The organism is Bradyrhizobium sp. SZCCHNPS1003, assembly GCF_032381555.1.
Lineage (GTDB): Bacteria > Pseudomonadota > Alphaproteobacteria > Rhizobiales > Xanthobacteraceae > Bradyrhizobium.
Window position 1 is genome coordinate 1 of sequence record NZ_JAUHIU010000013.1, and the last position, 19,019, is coordinate 19,019.

Annotated in this window: 18 protein-coding genes; 6 read left to right on the forward strand and 12 right to left on the reverse strand. The window is 64.5% G+C overall.

Annotation, left to right across the window (positions count from 1 at the left end; all coding sequences use genetic code 11):
• Window positions 1-335 precede the first annotated feature (335 nt).
• Entirely contained in the window at window positions 336-1,037 is a 702-nt protein-coding gene (locus QX126_RS21495) for a DDE-type integrase/transposase/recombinase (protein WP_315783505.1), read from the reverse strand.
• Window positions 1,038-1,058: 21 nt separating this feature from the next.
• Between QX126_RS21495 and QX126_RS21500 the strand changes: the two genes are divergently transcribed.
• Window positions 1,059-1,268, forward strand: a complete 210-nt coding sequence (locus tag QX126_RS21500; RefSeq protein WP_315783506.1) for a hypothetical protein — start codon at window positions 1,059-1,061, stop codon at window positions 1,266-1,268.
• Window positions 1,269-1,385: 117 nt separating this feature from the next.
• Here QX126_RS21500 and QX126_RS21505 read toward each other — a convergent pair whose 3' ends face one another.
• On the reverse strand, window positions 1,386-2,030 hold the full coding sequence (locus QX126_RS21505) for a glutathione S-transferase family protein (RefSeq protein WP_315775377.1): 645 nt from the start codon (window positions 2,028-2,030) through the stop codon (window positions 1,386-1,388).
• An 86-nt stretch (window positions 2,031-2,116) separates the two neighbouring features.
• Between QX126_RS21505 and QX126_RS21510 the strand changes: the two genes are divergently transcribed.
• Window positions 2,117-3,100, forward strand: coding sequence for a YafY family protein (locus QX126_RS21510; RefSeq protein ID WP_315783508.1), 984 nt, complete (start codon window positions 2,117-2,119; stop codon window positions 3,098-3,100).
• A gap of 175 nt (window positions 3,101-3,275) precedes the next feature.
• Here the strand turns inward: QX126_RS21510 and QX126_RS21515 are convergent, their stop codons facing one another.
• The 6 genes from QX126_RS21515 to QX126_RS21540 form a co-directional block, all read right to left on the reverse strand.
• Window positions 3,276-3,773, reverse strand: a complete 498-nt coding sequence (locus QX126_RS21515) for a TPM domain-containing protein (RefSeq protein ID WP_315783510.1) — start codon at window positions 3,771-3,773, stop codon at window positions 3,276-3,278.
• 17 nt (window positions 3,774-3,790) lie between these two features.
• Window positions 3,791-4,690: a YgcG family protein gene (locus tag QX126_RS21520; RefSeq protein WP_315783512.1), complete on the reverse strand. Its 900-nt coding sequence runs from the start codon at window positions 4,688-4,690 to the stop codon at window positions 3,791-3,793.
• 15 nt (window positions 4,691-4,705) lie between these two features.
• Window positions 4,706-5,317 carry a LemA family protein gene (locus QX126_RS21525; RefSeq protein ID WP_315783514.1) on the reverse strand — a complete coding sequence of 204 codons (612 nt, stop codon included), beginning with the start codon at window positions 5,315-5,317 and terminating at the stop codon, window positions 4,706-4,708.
• A gap of 178 nt (window positions 5,318-5,495) precedes the next feature.
• Window positions 5,496-6,512 (reverse strand): ABC transporter substrate-binding protein, encoded by a 1,017-nt coding sequence (locus QX126_RS21530; protein ID WP_315783516.1) that lies wholly within the window; start codon window positions 6,510-6,512, stop codon window positions 5,496-5,498.
• 41 nt (window positions 6,513-6,553) lie between these two features.
• Window positions 6,554-7,420 carry an ABC transporter permease gene (locus QX126_RS21535; RefSeq protein WP_315783518.1) on the reverse strand — a complete coding sequence of 289 codons (867 nt, stop codon included), beginning with the start codon at window positions 7,418-7,420 and terminating at the stop codon, window positions 6,554-6,556.
• Between the two features lie 17 nt (window positions 7,421-7,437).
• Entirely contained in the window at window positions 7,438-8,217 is a 780-nt protein-coding gene (locus QX126_RS21540) for an ABC transporter ATP-binding protein (protein ID WP_315783520.1), read from the reverse strand.
• A 120-nt stretch (window positions 8,218-8,337) separates the two neighbouring features.
• On the opposite strand from QX126_RS21540, the gene QX126_RS21545 reads away from it, so the two are divergent.
• The 4 genes from QX126_RS21545 to QX126_RS21560 all read left to right on the forward strand — a co-directional run bounded on the left by QX126_RS21545 (window position 8,338) and on the right by QX126_RS21560 (window position 12,509).
• Window positions 8,338-9,003, forward strand: a complete 666-nt coding sequence (locus QX126_RS21545) for a response regulator transcription factor (protein WP_315734309.1) — start codon at window positions 8,338-8,340, stop codon at window positions 9,001-9,003.
• Entirely contained in the window at window positions 8,978-10,402 is a 1,425-nt protein-coding gene (locus QX126_RS21550; protein WP_315783522.1) for a sensor histidine kinase, read from the forward strand. The genes QX126_RS21545 and QX126_RS21550 overlap by 26 nt, the downstream gene beginning before the upstream one ends.
• A gap of 855 nt (window positions 10,403-11,257) precedes the next feature.
• Entirely contained in the window at window positions 11,258-11,506 is a 249-nt protein-coding gene (locus QX126_RS21555) for a hypothetical protein (protein ID WP_315734314.1), read from the forward strand.
• A 685-nt stretch (window positions 11,507-12,191) separates the two neighbouring features.
• Window positions 12,192-12,509, forward strand: coding sequence for a multidrug efflux SMR transporter (locus QX126_RS21560; protein ID WP_315783524.1), 318 nt, complete (start codon window positions 12,192-12,194; stop codon window positions 12,507-12,509).
• A 12-nt stretch (window positions 12,510-12,521) separates the two neighbouring features.
• Here QX126_RS21560 and QX126_RS21565 read toward each other — a convergent pair whose 3' ends face one another.
• From QX126_RS21565 to QX126_RS21580, 4 genes are all read right to left on the reverse strand, one after another.
• The gene (locus QX126_RS21565) at window positions 12,522-13,640 is read right to left on the reverse strand and encodes an amidinotransferase (RefSeq protein WP_315783754.1); all 1,119 of its coding nucleotides are present in this window, start codon (window positions 13,638-13,640) and stop codon (window positions 12,522-12,524) included.
• A gap of 241 nt (window positions 13,641-13,881) precedes the next feature.
• Window positions 13,882-14,943 (reverse strand): linear amide C-N hydrolase, encoded by a 1,062-nt coding sequence (locus tag QX126_RS21570; RefSeq protein WP_315783526.1) that lies wholly within the window; start codon window positions 14,941-14,943, stop codon window positions 13,882-13,884.
• 391 nt (window positions 14,944-15,334) lie between these two features.
• The gene (locus QX126_RS21575; protein WP_315783527.1) at window positions 15,335-17,674 is read right to left on the reverse strand and encodes a xanthine dehydrogenase family protein molybdopterin-binding subunit; all 2,340 of its coding nucleotides are present in this window, start codon (window positions 17,672-17,674) and stop codon (window positions 15,335-15,337) included.
• Between the two features lie 196 nt (window positions 17,675-17,870).
• A complete protein-coding gene (locus QX126_RS21580; RefSeq protein ID WP_315783529.1) occupies window positions 17,871-18,746 on the reverse strand; it encodes a dihydrodipicolinate synthase family protein in 876 nt (291 codons plus the stop codon).
• Window positions 18,747-19,019: the final 273 nt, after the last annotated feature.

Here is a 19,019-nt window from a genome sequence, read left to right on the forward strand (position 1 = left end):
TTTCGAATGCCCATCGCAACCTCCTCATCGAGTGTTGCGACGACCAATTGAATCCACCACCGGCATTCCCTGCGCGATGGTGTTACGGCTGCTTCGTAGTCTCCCCGGTGCGCCGGGCTTTCTGGTCACCGTCATCCGCACGAGGCGAAGCCTGCATGCGAACTTGGCATCGGCATCGGGATGCCAGGACTCTACGACTTGACCGTCCGCACCGGACCTGCTCGCCGGCCCGCTCGCGCGAAGCCCCAAGCCCAACCCGTCCACCGCTCCCCGCTGCTACGCCTCGTGACGATCGGCCGAGCCGCCCCTCCTCATAGCGAACGGGATGGCCGGGCTCATCGTCGTGATTTGCCGGCGCCGCAAGCCGACACACATGCGGCAAACTGGCTCGACGGGCAGTTTGCGCATGACGGGATTGCGGGAATTGCCCGTCGGGCCGTTTTTCGGTGACAGTGCTGGACTGCCCCCCTTAAGTGAGACACGATAATTTCTGTGACAGTGGGGTTGCCATCCGCAATGAAGCTATCGATCCGGCGGCGAGCGTCTCTTATGTCGGAGAACGCCTTGCCGTCGAAGGGGTTGCCCGGCCTGATCGTGATGTCGCGATCCGCTAATATTTGGCGATAGGCGATGGACGCGTATTGCACGCCACGGTCGGAATGGTGGATCAGGCTGCTGCATTGCGGCTTGCGGGCCTCGATGGCCTTGTTCAATGCCGCAATCGCGAGCGAGGCATCGAGCGTGTTCTCGAAGGCCCAGCCAACCGCCTTGAGCGAGAAGGTGTCGAGGATGACCGCGAGGTAGGCGAAGGTCGTGGCGAGATGGACGTGGGTGATGTCTGCGACCCAGATCTGATCGGGATCGGACGGCACCAGGCCGCGCACGAGATTGGGCACCACGACAATGTCCCTTGGTCGCTCTGCAGGCGGCTTCAGGAATGGCGCCTTGCGCTGTGCGAGAAGATTGTCCTCGCGCATGAGCCTGAGCACCTTCTTAGCATTAACGACCATGCCTTTACGTCGGATGGTGGCCGTCACGCGCCGGTAGCCGTAGAACGGATGCTTCAGGCAAATGCGTCCGAGTTCAACAACACCGGCGTTCTGGCGAGCGGCAGCGGCGCCATCGTGACGTTGGGAAATTCCGTCATCCAGGGCAACGCCAACGGCGTCGTCCAGACCGGCGGCGGCTCCGTCTCGTCCTTCAAGAACAACGCGATCAGCAACAACGGCGTCGACGGCACGCCGCTCACGGGGATCAGCCTGAATTAGCGACGGCGACGCGGGAGGTCGGACGTTCGGCGACCCGCGCCTGGCGGACAACGTGCAATCGCACGAGCGAGGTCCCGTTGCCGGCGGGACCTCGCTCGATTGCGTCGATGCTGGCGCTCAGACGCCGGCGGCGGCCGCGTGCTGGGCCGCCATCTCGGCATCCGCGGCGGTGACGCGCTGGAACGCCGGACGCTGGGTGACGCGCTCGGCATAGCGCACGAACACGTCCTTGCGCGGCACGACGCCGAACATCATGGTCCAGTTGAAGGCGACGCCCCACAGAATGTCGGCAGCGGTCATGCGCTCGCCCAGCAGATACGGCCCCTTGGCGAGCTGCTGCTCAAGCGCACCCAGCATCGTGTCGTAGTCGGCGTAGGGCGACTGCGTGATCGGGGCCGGTTCGCGCTTCATGAAATGGTCGATCACGGCGGGCTCGAACGACGCACCGTAATAGGCGATCCAGCGCAGATAGGGCCCGCGCATGGCATCGTCGAGCGCCGGCGTCAGCCCCGCTTGCGGAAACAGATCAGCGAGATAGATGAAGATCGCGACCTGCTCGGTCACGATCTGGCCGCGATGTCCGATCGTCGGCACCTTGCCGAGCGGATTGACGGCCAGGAACTCCGGCTTGCGCTGCTCGCCCGCCTTCATGTTGAGGACATGCAGATCGTAGGGCGCGCCCAGCTCCTCGAGCAGGACGCGGGTACCGGCGGCGCGGGTCTGCGGCGAGTAATACAGCGTGATCTTGTCGTCGGCGGTCATGATGGTGTCCTCCCATTGCCGGCTGCGGTGCGGGCTTGTCGCACACCATACCTGACAAGGTGTGTCAGGTATGTTTAAAGAAGGGCATGCGCGCGAGCCGGCTGCTCTCGATCCTCACCACCCTGCAGGCCAGGGGACAGGTTACCGCGCCCGAGCTCGCAGACGCCTGCGAGGTCTCGGTGCGCACGATCTATCGCGACATCGACGCGCTCGCCGCGGCGGGGATCCCGGTCTATGCCGAGCGCGGCGCCGAAGGCGGATTCCGCCTGCTCGACGGCTATCGCGTGCGGCTGAACGGGCTGTCGCCGACGGAAACCGACGCACTGTTCATGGCGGGCCTGCCGGGCCCCGCCGCCGCGCTCGGGCTCGATGGCGCGATGAGCGCGGCGCAGACCAAGCTGGTGGCGGCCCTGCCGGAGAGCCTGCGCGCCAATGCCGGCCGCATGCAGGCGCGCTTCCATCTCGACGCGCCTGGCTGGTTCGGCGAGTCCGAGGAGCCGACGCATCTGCGAACCATTGCGGACGCGCTGCTCGCCGACCGCCTGATCGACATCCGCTATCAGAGCTGGCGCGCCGAGAAGCGCCGCCGGGTGGCGCCGCTCGGCCTCGTGCTCAAGGGCGGCGGCTGGTATCTCGCAGGGCAGGTCGAGCGCAGCGTGCGCACCTATCGCGTGGCGCGCGTGCTCGATTGCACCGTCACAGTGGAGACCTTCGCGCGGCCCGCCGACTTCGATCTCGCCGCCTATTGGCGGGCTGCGACCGAGCGGCTGGAAGCGGAGCTGCATCCGAAGCTCGCAACGGTGCGGCTGTCACCGCTCGGCGTGCGGCTGCTAGAGGCGCTGAGTCAGCCCTATGTGCGCGCCCGCACGCGCCTGGCCGACGAAGCCGATGCCGATGGCTGGCGCATCGCGACGATCCCGACCGGAACAACACTATGGCATGCGGTTGGCGAGCTGCTGCGCTTCGGGCCGGAGGCCGAGGTACTCGATCCGCCCGAGTTGCGGGCGAAGATGACGGAGATGGCGGGGGCGATGGCGAAGCGGTACGGCGCTTCTGCGACGACGACGTGAATGGCAAACACGGCTCCGTCCGCGCCATTGCGAGCGCAGCGGCGCAGCGAAGCAATCCAGAATCCCTCCGCAGAGACGGTCTGGATTGCTTCGCTGCGCTCGCAATGACGGGGTTGGAATCGTGCCCGCCAATTTCAAGTCAGGTTGAGCGAGACGTGTGCCGCGGAATGGATCGCTACAGCACCACTGGAGCGTCGGGCAGCTCATTTGGATCGCCGGCGTGCGGCGGATAGTGCCTGGCGAGCTCGCGTGAGACGGCGGCGATGCCTTGCATGACGCCCTGCTCGAAGTGGCCCTGGCGAAACTCAGCCTCCATCGCCCGGCAGATCGCCTCCCAACCCGCCGCGCCGACACGGTCGTGGATGCCGCGGTCGGCGATGATCTCGACGTCGCGATCGGCCAAGAGCAGATAGATCAGGACGCCATTGTTGTGCGCGGTGTCCCAGATCCGCAGGTGCGAGAACAGGTCCAACGCGCGCTCGCGCGGCGGCTGGTCGCGCCAGAGCGGCCGGCCGTCGAGCGCGCCCTCGACGACGAAGCGAAGCTGGCCGGCATGGGTGCGCTCGCCATCCTTGATCGCCTGCTCGATGCGCGCGAGCACGTCCGGCGTGAAGATACGCTTCATCTGCCAGGGATGATGCAGGAGATGCCACCCGATCCGCTTGATGCCCATGGTCGCGCGTCCCGTCCTTACCAGCTGCCCGAGGCGCCGCCGCCGCCGAAGCTGCCGCCACCGCCGGAAAAGCTTCCGCTGTCGCTCGAGCTGCCGCTGCTCCAACCGCCCGAGGACGATCCGCTCGACCAGCCGCCGCGGCGACCGCTGCCCGGCGTATTCATCCCGGCGAAACTGTCGGCAATGAAAGCGATGACGAAGCCGGCAATGGCCGACAGCGCCGCGAGACCCGCCGATCCCACCAGCAGCCAGGCGATCACGCCCATGGCGCCGCCGGTCGCGAGCGATCCGATCAGTCGTCCGAGCAGGGTCCGCAGGATGCCGCCGATCACGAGCGCACCAAACAGCGCCACCGGCGCGAAGGAGGAGATCGAGTCGATGTCGAGATCCGTGCCGTGCGAGGCCTGCGGCTGCGGCACCGGCAGGGTCTCCCCATTGATCACGCCGATGATGCGATCGACGCCGGCGTCGATGCCGCCGGCGAAATCACCGCTGCGAAATTTCGGCGTGATGACCTCGTCGATGATGCGCCGCGCGGTGACGTCGGTGAGGCTGCCTTCGAGGCCGTAGCCGACCTCGATGCGCAGCTTGCGGTCGTTCTTGGCGACCACCAGCAGCGCGCCGTCGTCGACCTTCTTGCGCCCGATCTTCCAGGCCTCGGCGACGCGGAGCGAAAACTGCTCGATGGTCTCGGGCTGCGTCGTCGGCACGATCAGCACCGCGACCTGGCTGCCCTTGCGGGTTTCCAGGTCCTTCAGCTTCTGCGTGAGGCCTGCGATGTCCGAGGAGGACAGCGTGCCGGTCTGGTCGACGACGCGGCCGGTGAGCTGCGGCACCGCGACGTCGGCCAGCACCATCGTGGCGAAGCAGACGAGCAGCGTCGCAAGCAGCGCCTTGAGGACCGGCAGCGCGCGCACGATTCCCTGCTCCGGCTATTTCGACGGCGCAGGCGACGGCGCGTTGAAATCGACCTTCGGCGCCACCGAGATCTCGCGTTCGTTCTCGACCGTGAAGTTGGCCTTCTCCTTGTAGCCGAACATCATTGCGGTCAGGTTATTCGGGAAGGTGCGGATGCCGACGTTGTATTCCTGGACCGCCTTGATGAAGCGGTTGCGCGCCACCGTGATGCGGTTCTCGGTGCCTTCGAGCTGTGACATCAGGTCGCGGAACAGCGCGTCCGATTTCAGCTGCGGATAATTCTCAGTGACAACCAGGAGCCGCGACAGCGCGCCGGTCAGTTCGCTCTGCGCGGCCTGGAACTTCTGCAGCGCAGCGGGATCGTTGACGACGTCGGGCGTGGCCTGGACGCTGCCGACCTTGGCGCGGGCGTTGGTGACGCCGAGCAGCACGTCCTTCTCCTGCTGGGCAAAGCCCTTCACGCTGTTGACCAGGTTGGGCACGAGGTCGGCGCGGCGTTGATACTGGTTGACGACCTCGGACCAAGCCGCCTTGACCTGCTCGTCATTGGTCTGGATGGCGTTGTAGCCGCAATTGGTCAGGCTCAGCGTCATCAGTGCCGCCAGCACGGTCAGCAATCTCCGCATCGCGCGTCCCCCTTCTCCCGGTTGTGCCGCCTCGTCAGAGCACAGCTTGGGCAGCGGCGCAATGACGGCCGGCGGCCGCCGGACATAAGTCTCGGCGGCCGGAGCGTGGGTTCGGGAGAGTTCCCGGGTGACCTCGCGGATGCCAGTCATTGGCCGCGCAGGCCGTGACGGGTCTCGCTCAACTGCCTTTGCGGTCGCGTAGCTGGGTCACGAACATGTCCTGCCAGCTCGCCGGCTTGACCTTGATCGAGCCGACGCCGTGCATGAACTCGGCGATCTTCAGCACGCCCTCTGGCGTCGACGAGAACCAGGTGTCCTTGTCCTGCAGCATCTCCAGCACGTCCTCCTTGGTGGTCTTCACCTTGGCGGTGCGGGCATAGATCTCGGCCGCGGCAGCCTTGTCGTTGGCGATCAGCGTGCAGGCCTCGTCGAGCGCGTCGAGGAACGCCTGCACGACCTTGGGATTGGCGTCGACGAAGCGCTTGGGCGCGAACACCACGTCCATCGTCATCCGTCCGAGCACGTCGGCGGAATTGGCAACGCGGCGGATCTTCGAATCCTTCAGCTCGATGTAGGAGAACGGCGGCGAGGTGAAATGCGCCGTGATCTCGGTCTTGCCCGAGGTGAGCGCCGCCAGCGCCTCCGGATGCGGCAGGCCGACGGTCATCGGATCGAGCTTGGCGTAGTTCTCCTTGCCGAACTCCTGCGCCGCCATCATCTGCAGCATGACCGCCGACAGCGAGGTCTTGATGCCCGGCAGGGCGATCTTGTCGCTCGGCTTGAAATCCTTCAGCGACTTGATCTCAGGATTGTTGGTGTTCATCCACAGCGAGGTCGAAGAGAGGCCGCTGACGCCGACCACCTCGACCGCCGGAATGCCCTTGGCCTTGGCCCACAGCGTGATGAAGCCGGGCGCGCCGGTACCGGCGATGTCGAGCGAGCCGGCCATCATCGCGTCGTTGATGATGTTGCCGCCGTCGAGCATCTGCCAGTTCACCTTGAACGGACCGAGCCCGGCCTTCTCCGCCTGCTTCTCCATCAGCTTCTGATCCTCCATCACGATCAGCGGCAGATAGAGGATGCCGTAGCCCTTGGAGAGGCGGATTTCCTTGACCTCGGCCTGCGAGGCATCGGTGGCGCCGAGCAATGCGGTGAGGCCGAGCGCGGCGGCCGTGAGTGATTTGCTCCAGGACATGGTCGTCTCCCTTCCTTGTTGTTGTGCTTATAACTCGAAAATCAGTGCTGCATGCCCCAGCGCCGCACCGTCTTGCGCTCGATGGTGGCGAACACGACGTTCTCGACGACGAGGCCGATGAAGATCACGGTGAACAGGCCGGCGAAGACGTTGGCCGTCTCCAACTGGTTGCGGTTCTCGAAGATGAACCAGCCGAGGCCGCCGGAACCCGAGGACACGCCGAACACCAGCTCGGCCGCGATCAGGGTGCGCCAGGCGAAGGCCCAACCGACTTTCAGGCCGGTGAGAATGGCCGGGAATGCGGCGGGGATCAGGATGAAGCGCACCAGCTTCAACCCGCGCAGGCCGTAGTTCAGGCCGACCATGCGCAAGGTGTTCGACACCGAGCGGAAGCCGGAATGGGTGTTGAGCGCGATTGCCCACAACACCGAATGCACCAGCACGAAGATGATGCTGCCCTTGCCGAGGCCGAACCAGATCAGCGCCAGCGGCAGCAATGCGATCGCCGGCAGCGGGTTGAACATCGAGGTCAGCGCCTCCAGCATGTCGGCGCCGATCCGCGAGCCGATCGCGATCGTGGTCAGCACGGCCGCCAGCGCGATGCCGATGCCGTAGCCGATCAGCAGCGTCTCCAGCGACACGAGGGTGCGCGCAGGGATGATGCCGTTGCCGATGTTCTCGAAGAAGGCTGAGAGCGTGTCGGTGAAGGTCGGAAACAACAGGGGATTGCCGAGCCACAGGCCATAGGCCTGCCACAGCGCGGCGAGTGCCACCAGGATGATGGCCTTGCGGACCGCACCGACGTGGTAGATGCGTTCCAGCCAGGACAGGCTGGCCTCGACCTTGACGTCGCCGAGGGGCGTGTCTGCATTGACGATTTCGGGGCGCAGCGCCATCGTCTCGCTCATGATGCTCTCCTCGTGTCTCAGTGATGGCCGAACAGCATGTCGTTGATGCGCCCTTCGAGCGCGACCTGTTCGGGCGAGCCCATCGTGCCCGGCGGCACGCTGTTGAGCTCGGCGCGGACGCGGCCGGGATGCGGCGACAGCAGCAGGATGCGCGAGCCGATCTTGATCGCCTCCTCGATCGAATGCGTCACGAACAGCACGGTGAAGCGGGTGTCCTGCCAAAGCTGCAGCAGCTCATCCTGCATCTTGCGCCGGGTCAGCGCGTCAAGCGCGGCGAACGGCTCGTCCATCAAGAGCACGTCGGGCTCCATCGCCATGCCCCTGGCGATCGCGACACGCTGCTTCATGCCGCCGGAGAGCATATGCGGATAGGAGTCGATGAACTTGGTGAGGCCGACCTTGTCGATATAGGACTTGGCGCGCTCGTTGGCTTCCGCCGTGCCGAGCCGGCCGCTGGCGGTCAGCGCGAACACGACGTTCTCGCGCACCGTCTTCCACGGGAGCAGCTGGTCGAACTCCTGGAATACCATCATGCGGTCCGGGCCGGGCTCGGTGACATCGTGGCCCTTGAGGCGGATGCGGCCCTCGGTCGGCTTCAGATAACCGCCGATCGCCTTGAGAAGCGTGGATTTGCCGCAGCCGGAGGGCCCCAGCAGCACGAAGCGGTCGGAATCGAAGACCTTGAAATCGACGCGGTAGGTCGCCGTGACCAAGGTGTCCGGCGTCTTGTACTGGAGCGTCACGCCCTCGACGGAGAGCAGCGGCTCGAACTGAGATGGCGATTGATGGACGGTCATGCGTCCTCCCCTCCGTTATATTGCAGTGCGAAATTTCGCTTGGTGCACTTCGGCGCCCTTATCCGAGGTGATAGAGGAGGAGACTGACGCGAACCTGACTCCGAGGCGGACAACGAGACCGTGCGCATCCTGCTGGTGGAAGACACGCCCGAGATCGGCGCCGCCGTGACCAGCCGGTTCGAGCGGATCGGCTACGCCGTCGACTGGGAAAAGGACGGCCGCACCGCGAGCGAGCTGATCGAGGTGCAGACCTATGACCTGATCGTGCTCGACGTGATGCTGCCGAACATGGACGGCTTTGCCGTGCTCAAGCACCTGCGCAAGCGCGGCCTGCGCACGCCGGTGCTGGTGCTGACCGCGCGCTCGGCGGTGGACGACCGCATCGGCGCGCTCGACCTCGGCGCCGACGACTACCTGATCAAGCCGTTCGACTATCGCGAGCTGGAGGCGCGGGCGCGGGCGCTGCTGCGCCGGGCCGCCGGCCAGTCCGACAATCTGCTGACCCTGGGGCCGCTGGTGATCGACCGCGCCGGGCGCACCGCCAGCGTCGCCGGCCAGCCGCTGGACCTGACGCGGCGCGAGCTGACCGTGCTGGAAATCCTCGCCGCACGCCCTGGGCGTTACGTCGCCAAAGAGGAGCTGGTCGAGCAGCTGTTCAGCTTCGACCAGGATCCGAGCCCCAACGCCGTCGAGCAGTTCGTCGCCCGGCTGCGGCGCAAGCTGGCGGCGACAACAGTCGAAATCAAGACCGAGCGCGGCCTTGGCTATCAGCTCCACGCTTCGTGACCTCAGGACCTCGCTGCGCGCGCGGCTGTTGATCGCGATCGGCGCGATCCTGGCCGTCGGCGCCGTCGTGCTGAGCCTCGCCGCCTGGCAATATGCCGCCACCGCCGCGCGCGACGCCTATGACAAGCTGCTCGCCGGCGGCGCCGTGCAGATCGCCGAGAACATCTACATGCAGGGCGGCGTCGTGACGCTGGATCCGCCGGCGGCAGCGTTTGCGACCTTGTCGGCCTATGACCTCGTGTTCTATCGCGTCACCGATCCGCGCGGCGTCGTCGTCGCCGGCTATGACGATCTCGCCGTCACCGCGCCCGCCAGGGCGCTGCGCGAGGGCGTGGTGCTGCGCGACGGCATCTATCGCGACCAGGCCGTGCGCATCGCCGCGGTAGCGCGCAAGCTCGACGGCGCGCCCGGAGACGGCTGGAGCCAGATCGTGCTGGCGCAGACCCTGCGCGCCCGCGACGCGCTGACCTGGGATCTTGCCTCGAAGGCGATCGGCCTCATCGCCGCGATGAGCGTGCTGGCGCTGGTGGCGACTGCGCTATGCCTGCGGCTGGTGTTCGCGCCGCTGACGAGGATCGAGGCCGAGATCGTCAAGCGCCGGCCGGACGATCTCAGCCCGATCGCGATCACGCCGCCGCGCGAGGTGCGCGCGCTGGTCGGCGCGATCGACGGCTTCATGCAGCGCCTCGCCGAGCGCATCGCGCTGATGCAGCGCTTCATCGCCGACGCCACCCACCAGCTGCGCACGCCGCTCGCTGCGATCGATGCCGAGGTCGAGCTGCTGAGCGATCAGACCAAGGACCCGAAGGCGTTCGACAGGCTGCGCAGTCGCATCGCGGATCTCGCCCGCCTCACCAGCCAACTGCTCGATCACGCCATGATCCAGCACCGCGCCCAGGCGCCGCGCTTCGCCGCGACCGACATCAACGCGCTGGCCAAGTCGGTGTTGTCGCAGAGCGTCCCGTTGTCGCTCGACCGCGAGGTCTCCGTCAGCTTCGTGCCAGCAGAAGACGATGCCGTCATCGCCGCCGATGCCATCAGCCTGCGCGAGGCACTCGCCAATCTCATTCACAACGCGCTGGCGCATGGTGCAAAGATGCGGTTGATGGTGACGGTGGAAAGCAAGGCGAGCCATGTCGCGATCATCGTCTGGGACGACGGCCCCGGCATCGCCGCCGAGGCGCAGCAGCGATTGCTATCTCCCTTCCAGAAAGGCGACGGCTCCCACGGCTCAGGCCTTGGCCTCGCCATTGCGAGCGAGGTCGCGCAGGCCCATGGCGGCCGTCTGCGGTTCAGCGGAGTGGCAGGCGACTTCAGTGTGCGACTGGAGCTGCCGGTCGATCGGTCGACGGCAATCGATGCACGTCCAGATTCACAGCTCAAACAGCAGCGGACATGACGTCGTCGTCCCGCGGCGGATCACGCCCGAGTCTTGCGATCGACATGCCCTTTCGAAGATCGAGAGGGCGCAGGGAAGGCCGGGAGCTCGCCGCCCCCATGGCCCCCGTGCGAACAAAATGCACGGGGCAGGAACCACAGGTTCGGCCGAGACGTCCCGGCCTTCCCTGCGCGACGGTTTTAACGCTTATATCGTGCTCTTCTCGGTGCACCGGGCTTTTTGGCCACCGTCGTCGCTCGGATCATCACCCAAGCAACTTAGCATCAGCGTCGGGATGCCAGAACCACACGACTTCACGTCCGCCCTCGCCGCGTTCGTCTCACGCCGCAAAAACGTCCATCGCATCCCCGCCTCGCGTGTCGTGACGATCGCGCGCAACGCCCCTCTCGTCGAGGCGGGATGCGTGCATCATCCATGATTTCTGATAAAAAGAAAGAGGAAAATTTCGGGACTACGGCCTCACCAGCCCTTGCGCGTTGAAACGGCTGGCGAAATGAGTTTTTGCGCGCCCATGATTTTTCGTCCCCTACGGCACTCCCGTACGATCGGACCGGCACAAATCTTCGCGCGTTTTGCCCGACTCAGCCGCCCCCCGGTCGCGACCGTTGGGGCGGACATCCTGGCTTGCCAGCATTCCCGGCAGCTTTAGCTTGGGTATTTTCGTCGTAGACGGACCGACCGACTTTGATCGAAATCAATACGTAGTATTCTGAGATAATTTCTACTTCTAGGTGTAAGAATTACTGAATTCAAGTTCGCGCCAAGCTAACGGGTGCTGGTCGGTTTTATATTGAGTTGACCGCTTGACATCGAACCGGGACGCAAGTGGCAGCGCGCAATTTAGGAGAAAGAACCATGACCGATGAAGATCTGTTTCTCAGTAAAGACAAAACAACAGTAACGGACAAAAAAGGCAAAACCATTTTGGTGCGAACCGAGATCGATGGAAAGACAATATATGTCGAGCCATCCTTGGCAAAGGCATCGGGAAAATACTGTGTAAGTTTTGGAAAAAAGAAGATCTGTGTCAATTGGGATGAACATAAGGCGTGTATCGGATGGGACGACATTGAGTTTTGTTTGAAATGGGAAACTAAACCCTAGTTCTCTTCTCAACTCATTGCTTTCCAGTGATGATGCCCAAACGATACGGCCTCTCGCGCTGACTGGACGCCCGGGGCGTGACATTACGTCGTCTGCTCATCGCTGAATCGCCCGACTCCCCACCCTTGTCCACCGTCAGGCCACCACCGCAAGAGGGATCGAGCCGCACTTCTGCGCGGTCCTGCGAAGGCTCACCATCCCGATTGGCCGACCGCGAGCAACCAGTCTTTTTCGAGGCTGGGGGATTTGCGGCGGGGTCGTAAGAGCGAAGTAGATTCTACCGGAGCCTACTATTTTGGATGTCAACTTCGGACCAAGGGCGGCTGTGGCCGGCAGGCGGGTGGCACAGCCGATCTGACCCCAGCTCCGGAAATGTCGGGCGCGCTCCAGCACTTTCGCTTCGGGCCATGAGCCGACATGCCGTGCTGTTCGATCACCACGGCGGCCGTAGACGAAATCTCCATCAGGTGCCCAGGCAGCTCTCAATTGATGATCGACTCATATTTGTTGGCTCTTGAACCGCTTACCCAGGGTGATCCGACAAGCCGGCTTTTCCGTAGCCTTCCAGCGTGCACATGCAAAGTGTAAGGGCTTGGCGAAACGAGTTGGCAGAATAGCGAGACCGTGGAATTCTGACACGAACTCCGTCGAGGATCGTTAAGCCCATCTTTTGGGAGAACCTCTCATGGCCTGGGTGATCTTATTCATTGGCAGCCTTTGCGAGGTGGGTTGGCTGATCGCTCTCAAATATTCCGAAGGTCTCTCGCGCCTGCCGTCGATCCTGGTCACCGTGGGTTTTATGGGCGCCAGCGTCGGTTGTCTTGGCCTCGCCATGAAGACGATCCCGATGGGCACGGCCTACGCCGCGTGGACCGGCGCGAGCATCGCCGTCGCCACTCTCTTCGGAATCTATCTGTTCGACGAGCCGACGACCGCGACCCGGCTCGCCTCGATTGGTCTCATTGTACTTGGCATCGTCGGACTGCGCCTCGAGTCCGGATAGGCGTGCCAATCCTCAAAAATAGCTCTCGAGCGCCCCGCGCCGCCTGATGTCGAGTGTCGCGCAATGGAATGCGCCGCCAAATGCGGCGTAATGCAGGAATTCGCAGGGGATCGGCTCGAAACCCCATTGCTCGATCGCACGCATCGTTCGCACATGATGCGGATCAACGATGATGCGCTTTTCGTCCACCATCAGTACATTCATGTTGAGCCATTTTCCGCATAGCGACGTGATATTGAGCATGCGATCGGTGATCGGATCAGGCTCGGGAGCGACGAGAATGTCCCATTTCTTCAGTATGTCCGGGAGGCGGCTGACGTCGATGTATTCGGGATTGATCAGAAGCCTGCCCGGCCCCAGCGGCAAAATGGTCGTGTCGATGTGCATCGGGCTACGACAGCGGCTCTCGATCTCGTGGATGCGATAGCCGTCGCCGAGATGGCGGCGCAGCCATTCGATGCCGGATGCATTGGTGACATTGCTGAGGGTTACAAACAGATCGCGCCCGCAGCGAACGAAATCGGCAGCGTCGAACACCGGTTCGAATTCAGTCAGAATATATGACATCGGCTCACCTTTTTCGGGCCGTCTGAAATCGGCGTTATACAGTTCGTCCGTGAGTTGCGGCCGTGGCGCGGCAGTCCAGCGGGCGCCGCGACGGAAATAGTCCTTCAGGACCGGACGAAAGGAATGGGTCTCGAAATAGCGGCTGGGCCACGCCATGGGCGTTTCAATAATTTCGTCTCCGATCACGAGCATGCTATCGCGCGGGCAGGAGTTGCAGAAGCCGCGCGAAGACCATTCGGGCGTGCTGAAGCGCTTCTTGAAATCAACCGGTTCCGGTCGGGTGACCACCACGCCAAGCGACTGCAACAACGCAATAAAGCCATCGAGCTCGCGCTGAGCCGGTTCAATCAACATCCTTGGATAGCGGAAGCCCCCGAGCAGCGCTTGCGCCCGTGCAGCCATTCCCGGAATGTTACAGGCGACGACCGGATGGGCGGATGGGATCGTCGCGCCTTCGAGCCTTCCGACAATCACTTCCTCGAGTGGATCCCACTCATTGTGCGAGTTGACCGGAGAGATCCTTACCTTGCGGTCGGCATCCGGGCCGATTTCGTGCGTGATCATGGCATGACCAAAGCAGGAGGTTGCTGATGTGGCAGGAATACTCTGGTGCGACAGCATCGCCGGCGCATAGCCTCAGTGCTGCAATGCACCACAATCCGTCCTTAACAAACGGCGCGGCGCTTCCGGCCCGGTGCGGTGGCAGGGCTGCACGGCGAGCGCCCGGCATCATGTCGCGCGGCGTGCGAGCGCCACAACGCAGATATAAGGATGACGTTGTATCTGTCCTCAGGGTTCCGCCCCGTCAGGAGCCGCCTTTCTTGAATTCCAGCGGCGCGGCCGGCTTGAACTGGCTGCTCACCTCGCCGACCAGATCTCTGTCCGCCCCGGACAGGTCGAGCTTGCGGATCGGAGCGCCGACGGAAAGGTCGATGAGCGGCAAGTTGACCCAGACGATGTTCGGGCTGAGCGTCGATTCGAAGAAATAGAGCCGGTCGGTCGAGTCGGCGACGGCCCGCCAGATCGTATGCGATGCCTCCGGTCGCTTCGGGTCTGGCCGCACGAAAGGCTGCGCCACGTTGCGCATGACCGACAACATGCGGGCCACGGTCTGGCGGGTGTCCGACGGCTTGGTCTGGTTCTGGATGTAATAGGCGGCGCGGACGAAGCGGTCGGCCGCTTCGCTCGTCCCCGGCAGCGCTTCGGTGCCGCCAAAGACGTGGTATTTCTTCAGATTGGCGAGCTGCTCGGGGAAGGGCGGCGAGTTCGTCATGACCAGATAGCGGCGGTCGTGATGAACGCGCACCTTGCCGCTATCGACGATTTCGATGATCGCCGAATCGCCCGTCGCGTCCGAAAGCGACAGATGCACGGTCGCCGTCGCGTATCCGGGCATGCCGGCGGTGATGAGTTGATAGCGACCGGTTTCGATATCGGCCACGGCCTCGGCAACGGTGGCAAAGTTGTCGAGGTTGTATTGCGCCCATAGCGACAGCGCGAGGCCGGGGCGCTTGAGATCGCGCTTTCCGTAATCGCTCTCGGAGAGCCACAGCAGGTTGGCGACAAGACCTTTTTCATTCATGCCGTCGGCGATCGCCAGATTATAAACCGCCCCGCCGACGCTGCCGTATTTCGACGTCCAGCTCAGTTCGTTGTCGTCGCCGCTCTCGCCTTTGCGCGCAAGGCCGCGCGGGAAGGCCCAGAGATCGGTGCGCATGTCTTCGGGCCAATCCATGTTGCGCCCGGTGACAACGGCCTGACCATTATCGGCCCAGAGGACGCGCGAACACGCGTCCGCCAGAGATGATCCAGACGCGACCATTGCCAAAGCCATCGCCCCGCTCATCACGCCCGCACACCGCCGCATGGTCGCGCTCCTCGTTGTGTTGGATACAATCTAGAGGCGAGTGCGAGTCGGCGACCTTGATCTGGGTCAATCATCGTCGCTCTCGGTCGCGACGCCGCGACGATTCGCGTGAGATCGTTGTCTTGCCGGGCTCGGCGGGGCGATCCGACAGCATCGTCCCCTCAGGTGCGCAATTGCACCGAAAATCTCGAGATTCCGGATTCAGCCCTGACGGGCTGCCCGGAATGGCGGGCTATGACGCAGCGAGATCAGTCGCCGCTGGGCATGCAGGGGCGCGACCGGATGCGGGCGTAACCCTCGCCGCCCTCGTCACCGAACAGTTCGGCGCAGATCGGCGCGTTGAGCGACGCAACAGGAGCACGTCCGACGCGGGAGCGTCCCGCGCGCTCGCTTAGGCCGACGCTTTGGCTTTTGCCGCCTTCGCCTCGGAGATCGCCGCCCACACCTTTTCCGGCGTCAGCGGCGTCTGCAGGTTGGTGATCCCCAACTCGAACAGCGCGTCCATCACGCCGTTGGTGACGCAGGGCGGGCCGCCGATGGCGCCGGATTCGCCGCAGCCCTTGGCGCCCAGCGGGTTGGTCTTGCACGGCGCAGAATCGTCGAGCGTGACCACGATCGGCGGCACGTCGTCGGCGCGCGGGATGCAGTAGTCTTGATAGGTCGCGGTCAGGAGCTGGCCGTCGGCATCATAGGCGACGTTCTCGTACAGCGCCTGGCCGATGCCCTGCGCGACGCCGCCATGGATCTGGCCCGCCACCAGCATCGGATTGACGGCGACGCCGACGTCGTCGACCGTGGTGTAACGCACCACGCGGCTGATGCCGGTCTCCGGATCGATCTCGACCTCGCAGACATGCGTGCCGTTCGGCCAGCTCGGACCGTCGACCTCGCCCTCGCTGTCGACCGAGAGCTTGGCCTGCTTCTCCTTGCCGGCGATCTCGAACAGGCTGATGCGGCGGTCGGTGCCAACGACCGTCAGGACGCCATCGCGATATTCGATGTCCTCGACCGCGGTCTCCAAGAGGTTCGATGCCTTCTCGCGCGCCTTGGCAATGAGATCGTTTGACGACACCGCCACCGCGGTGCCGCCGACGAACAGCGAGCGCGAGCCGACGCTGCCGAAGCCGGTGGCGAGATCCGTGTCGCCCTGCACGACGTCGATCTTGTCCAGGGGAATGCCGAGCGTGTCGGAGATCATCTGGGTGTAGGTGGTCTGCAGGCCCTGCCCCATCGCCATGGTGCCGGAATGCAGGATCACGCGGCCTTCGGCCGTCGCATGCAGCGACACCTTCTCGGTGTGGGCGCGGCCGCCGGTCCATTCGATATAGCTGGTCAGGCCGCGGCCGTAGAGCATGCCGCGCTTCTTCGCCTCGCGCTTGCGCGCGTTGAAGCCGTCCCAATCGGCAAGCTTGGACGCGCGCTCCAGCATGTGGGCGAAGGCGCCGGAATCATAGACCTGGCCGACGGCGTTGGTGTAGGGGAGCTGCGCCGGCTTGATGTAGTTGGTCTTGCGGATGGCGCGCGGATCGATCCCGATCTGGCGCGCGGCCGCATCGAACAGCCGCTCGACGATGAACACCGCCTCGGGGCGTCCGGCACCGCGATAGGCGCCGACCGGCGCCGTATGCGTCATCACGGTCTTGACCTCGAAATGCACCAGCGGCAGGTCATAGACTCCGGTCTGCACGAACGGCCCGAGCACCAGCGGGATGATGTTGGCCGCGCCCGACGAATAGGCGCCGGTGGCGCCGATCGAACGCACCCGATAGGCCAGCACCCTGCCCTTGGCGTCCAAAGCGAACTCGGCCGTCGAGGTGAGGTCGCGGCCATGGGTGCCGCCGACGAACTCGTCGGTGCGCTCGGCGCGCCAGCGGATCTTCTTGGCCAGCTTGGTCGCGGCATAGGCGACGATGCCGTCCTCCGGATAGAGGTTGGTCTTCTGGCCGAAGCCGCCGCCGATGTCGCCGACCAGCACGCGCACGCTCTCCTTCGGCCGCTTCAGCACGGCTTCCGCAAGGACGTCACGGGTCGAGGCCGGCGTCTGCGACTGCACATGGAGCAACAGCCGGCCGGTCTTCTTCTCGATCTCGGCAATGGTCGAGCGCGGCTCCATCGCCGAGGGCACCAGGCGCTGGCTCGTGATGTCGAGCGACACTTTGTGCGCAGCGCTGGAGAAGGCCTCCTCCACCTTGGCGGCATCGCCATAGCTCATCGCGGCAACGATATTGTCCGGCGCCTCGGCCCAGACGACGGGCGCACCCGGCTCGAGCGCCTTCACCGGATCGGTCACCGCCGGCAGCACCTCGTAGTCCACGACGATCGCTTCCGCCGCTTCCTGCGCGATCGTGCGCGAGGTCGCGACCACGGCGGCGACCGCTTCGCCGGTGAAGCGGACGATCTCGTGCGCCAGCAGACGGCGCGGCGGCACCGTCATCGGCTTGCCGTCGGGCCGCTTGAAGATCGCCAATGTCGGAATGGTGCCGACATCGTCGGCGACGAGGTCCGCGCCGGTGTAGATCGCCTGCACGCCGGCGATCTCCCGCGCGGCGGCGGCATCGATGGACACGATCTTCGCATGGGCATGCGGCGAGCGCAGCACGTAGAGCCAGAGCGCGCCATCCTCCGCCTTGTCGTCGATGAACTGTCCCTTCCCGGTCAGCAGTCGCTGATCCTCCAGACGCTTGACGGGCTGCCCCGCACCAAACCGCATATTGTTGGGAAGAATGTTCATTCGTCAGTCCTTGGTCAGTTCAAATGCAATTGCATGCGTTTTAGCGGATCGCAGTTCCGCTGGCCAAGCCGTGATTGTGCTGGTGCGGCATACCACACTGTCATGCCCGGGCTGGGCCCGGGCATCCACGACTTCGTTTCCGCTTGGCATGGATGGCCGGGTCGGCACGGCCATGACGGCATTAAGGATCTTGGCATTACCCCAGGCTGCTGAGGACCTCTTCGACGACCTTGCGCTGCTCGAGCGAGAGCGGGGCCTGGGGCGGCACGGGATCGCCGACGTCGTAGCCCTGGATCGACAGGCCGGCCTTGATGCAGGCCGCGAGGTTGAAGCGGGCGAAGGCCTCGTTGACGCGCCACAGCTTCTTCTGCAGCAGCATCGCATCGTCCCAGCGGGACGCCTTGCAGAGATTGTAGAGTTCGACGCTCTGGCGCGGGATGATGCAGGCCGGCCCGGCCATCCAGCCCTTGCCGCCGATCAGCATCACCGCCGCCGGAATGTGCGAGGACGCAGCGAACACCTTGATGGCGTCGCCGCAGCGAGTGATGATCGACAACAGCCGGCCGGTGTTGGTGGACGCGTCCTTGATGTAGTTGATGCGCGGATGCTCGGCGAGGCGCGCGATGACATCGAGCGACAGGTCCGAGCGCTGGAACTGGGGATTGGTGTAGATGACGATGGGAACGTCGACGGCATCGGCAATCGCCCGGAAATACGCCTCGATGCCGGCGTCGTTGACCGGGAAGTAGGCTTCGAGCACCGCCAGGATGCCGGTTGCGCCGCGCTTCTGGTAAGCCTTGGCCTGCGCCACCGCGTCAGCGATCGCGGTCGAGGCCACGCCTGCGATCACGGGAACGCGGCCCTGCGCCGCATCGATGGTCGTCTCCACGACGGCCATGCGCTGGGCACGATCGAGATAGGCGAACTCACCGGTGGAGCCGAGCGGCGTCAGGCCGTGCACACCGGCATGGATCAGGTCGTCGCACAGACGCCCCAGCACCTCCGTACGGATCGTGCCATCCGCGCCGATCGGCGAGGCCAGGTAGGGAAAGACACCATGAAATTCAGTCATGCGGCCGGTATAGCGGCCGCGCCGCTGGTTCCGCAAGCAGGCGCCTGATCGCGGGCGGCTTCCGCTGCACGGAGCGTTTCCAAAAACGGCGTCCGCCCTGACGGAACCTGGCTCGCGCGGGCGGGTGAGCGGCGGTGCCACACTGCTGCGGCAATCGCATGTTGTCGCAAATAACTGACCTGCCAATCAGCTCCCGTTAAATCCGGCTTCAAACTTTCTCTTCACCATAGAGGAAGGTCCGGCGGCGGAGGCGACTAGAGAGCAGCGATTCAA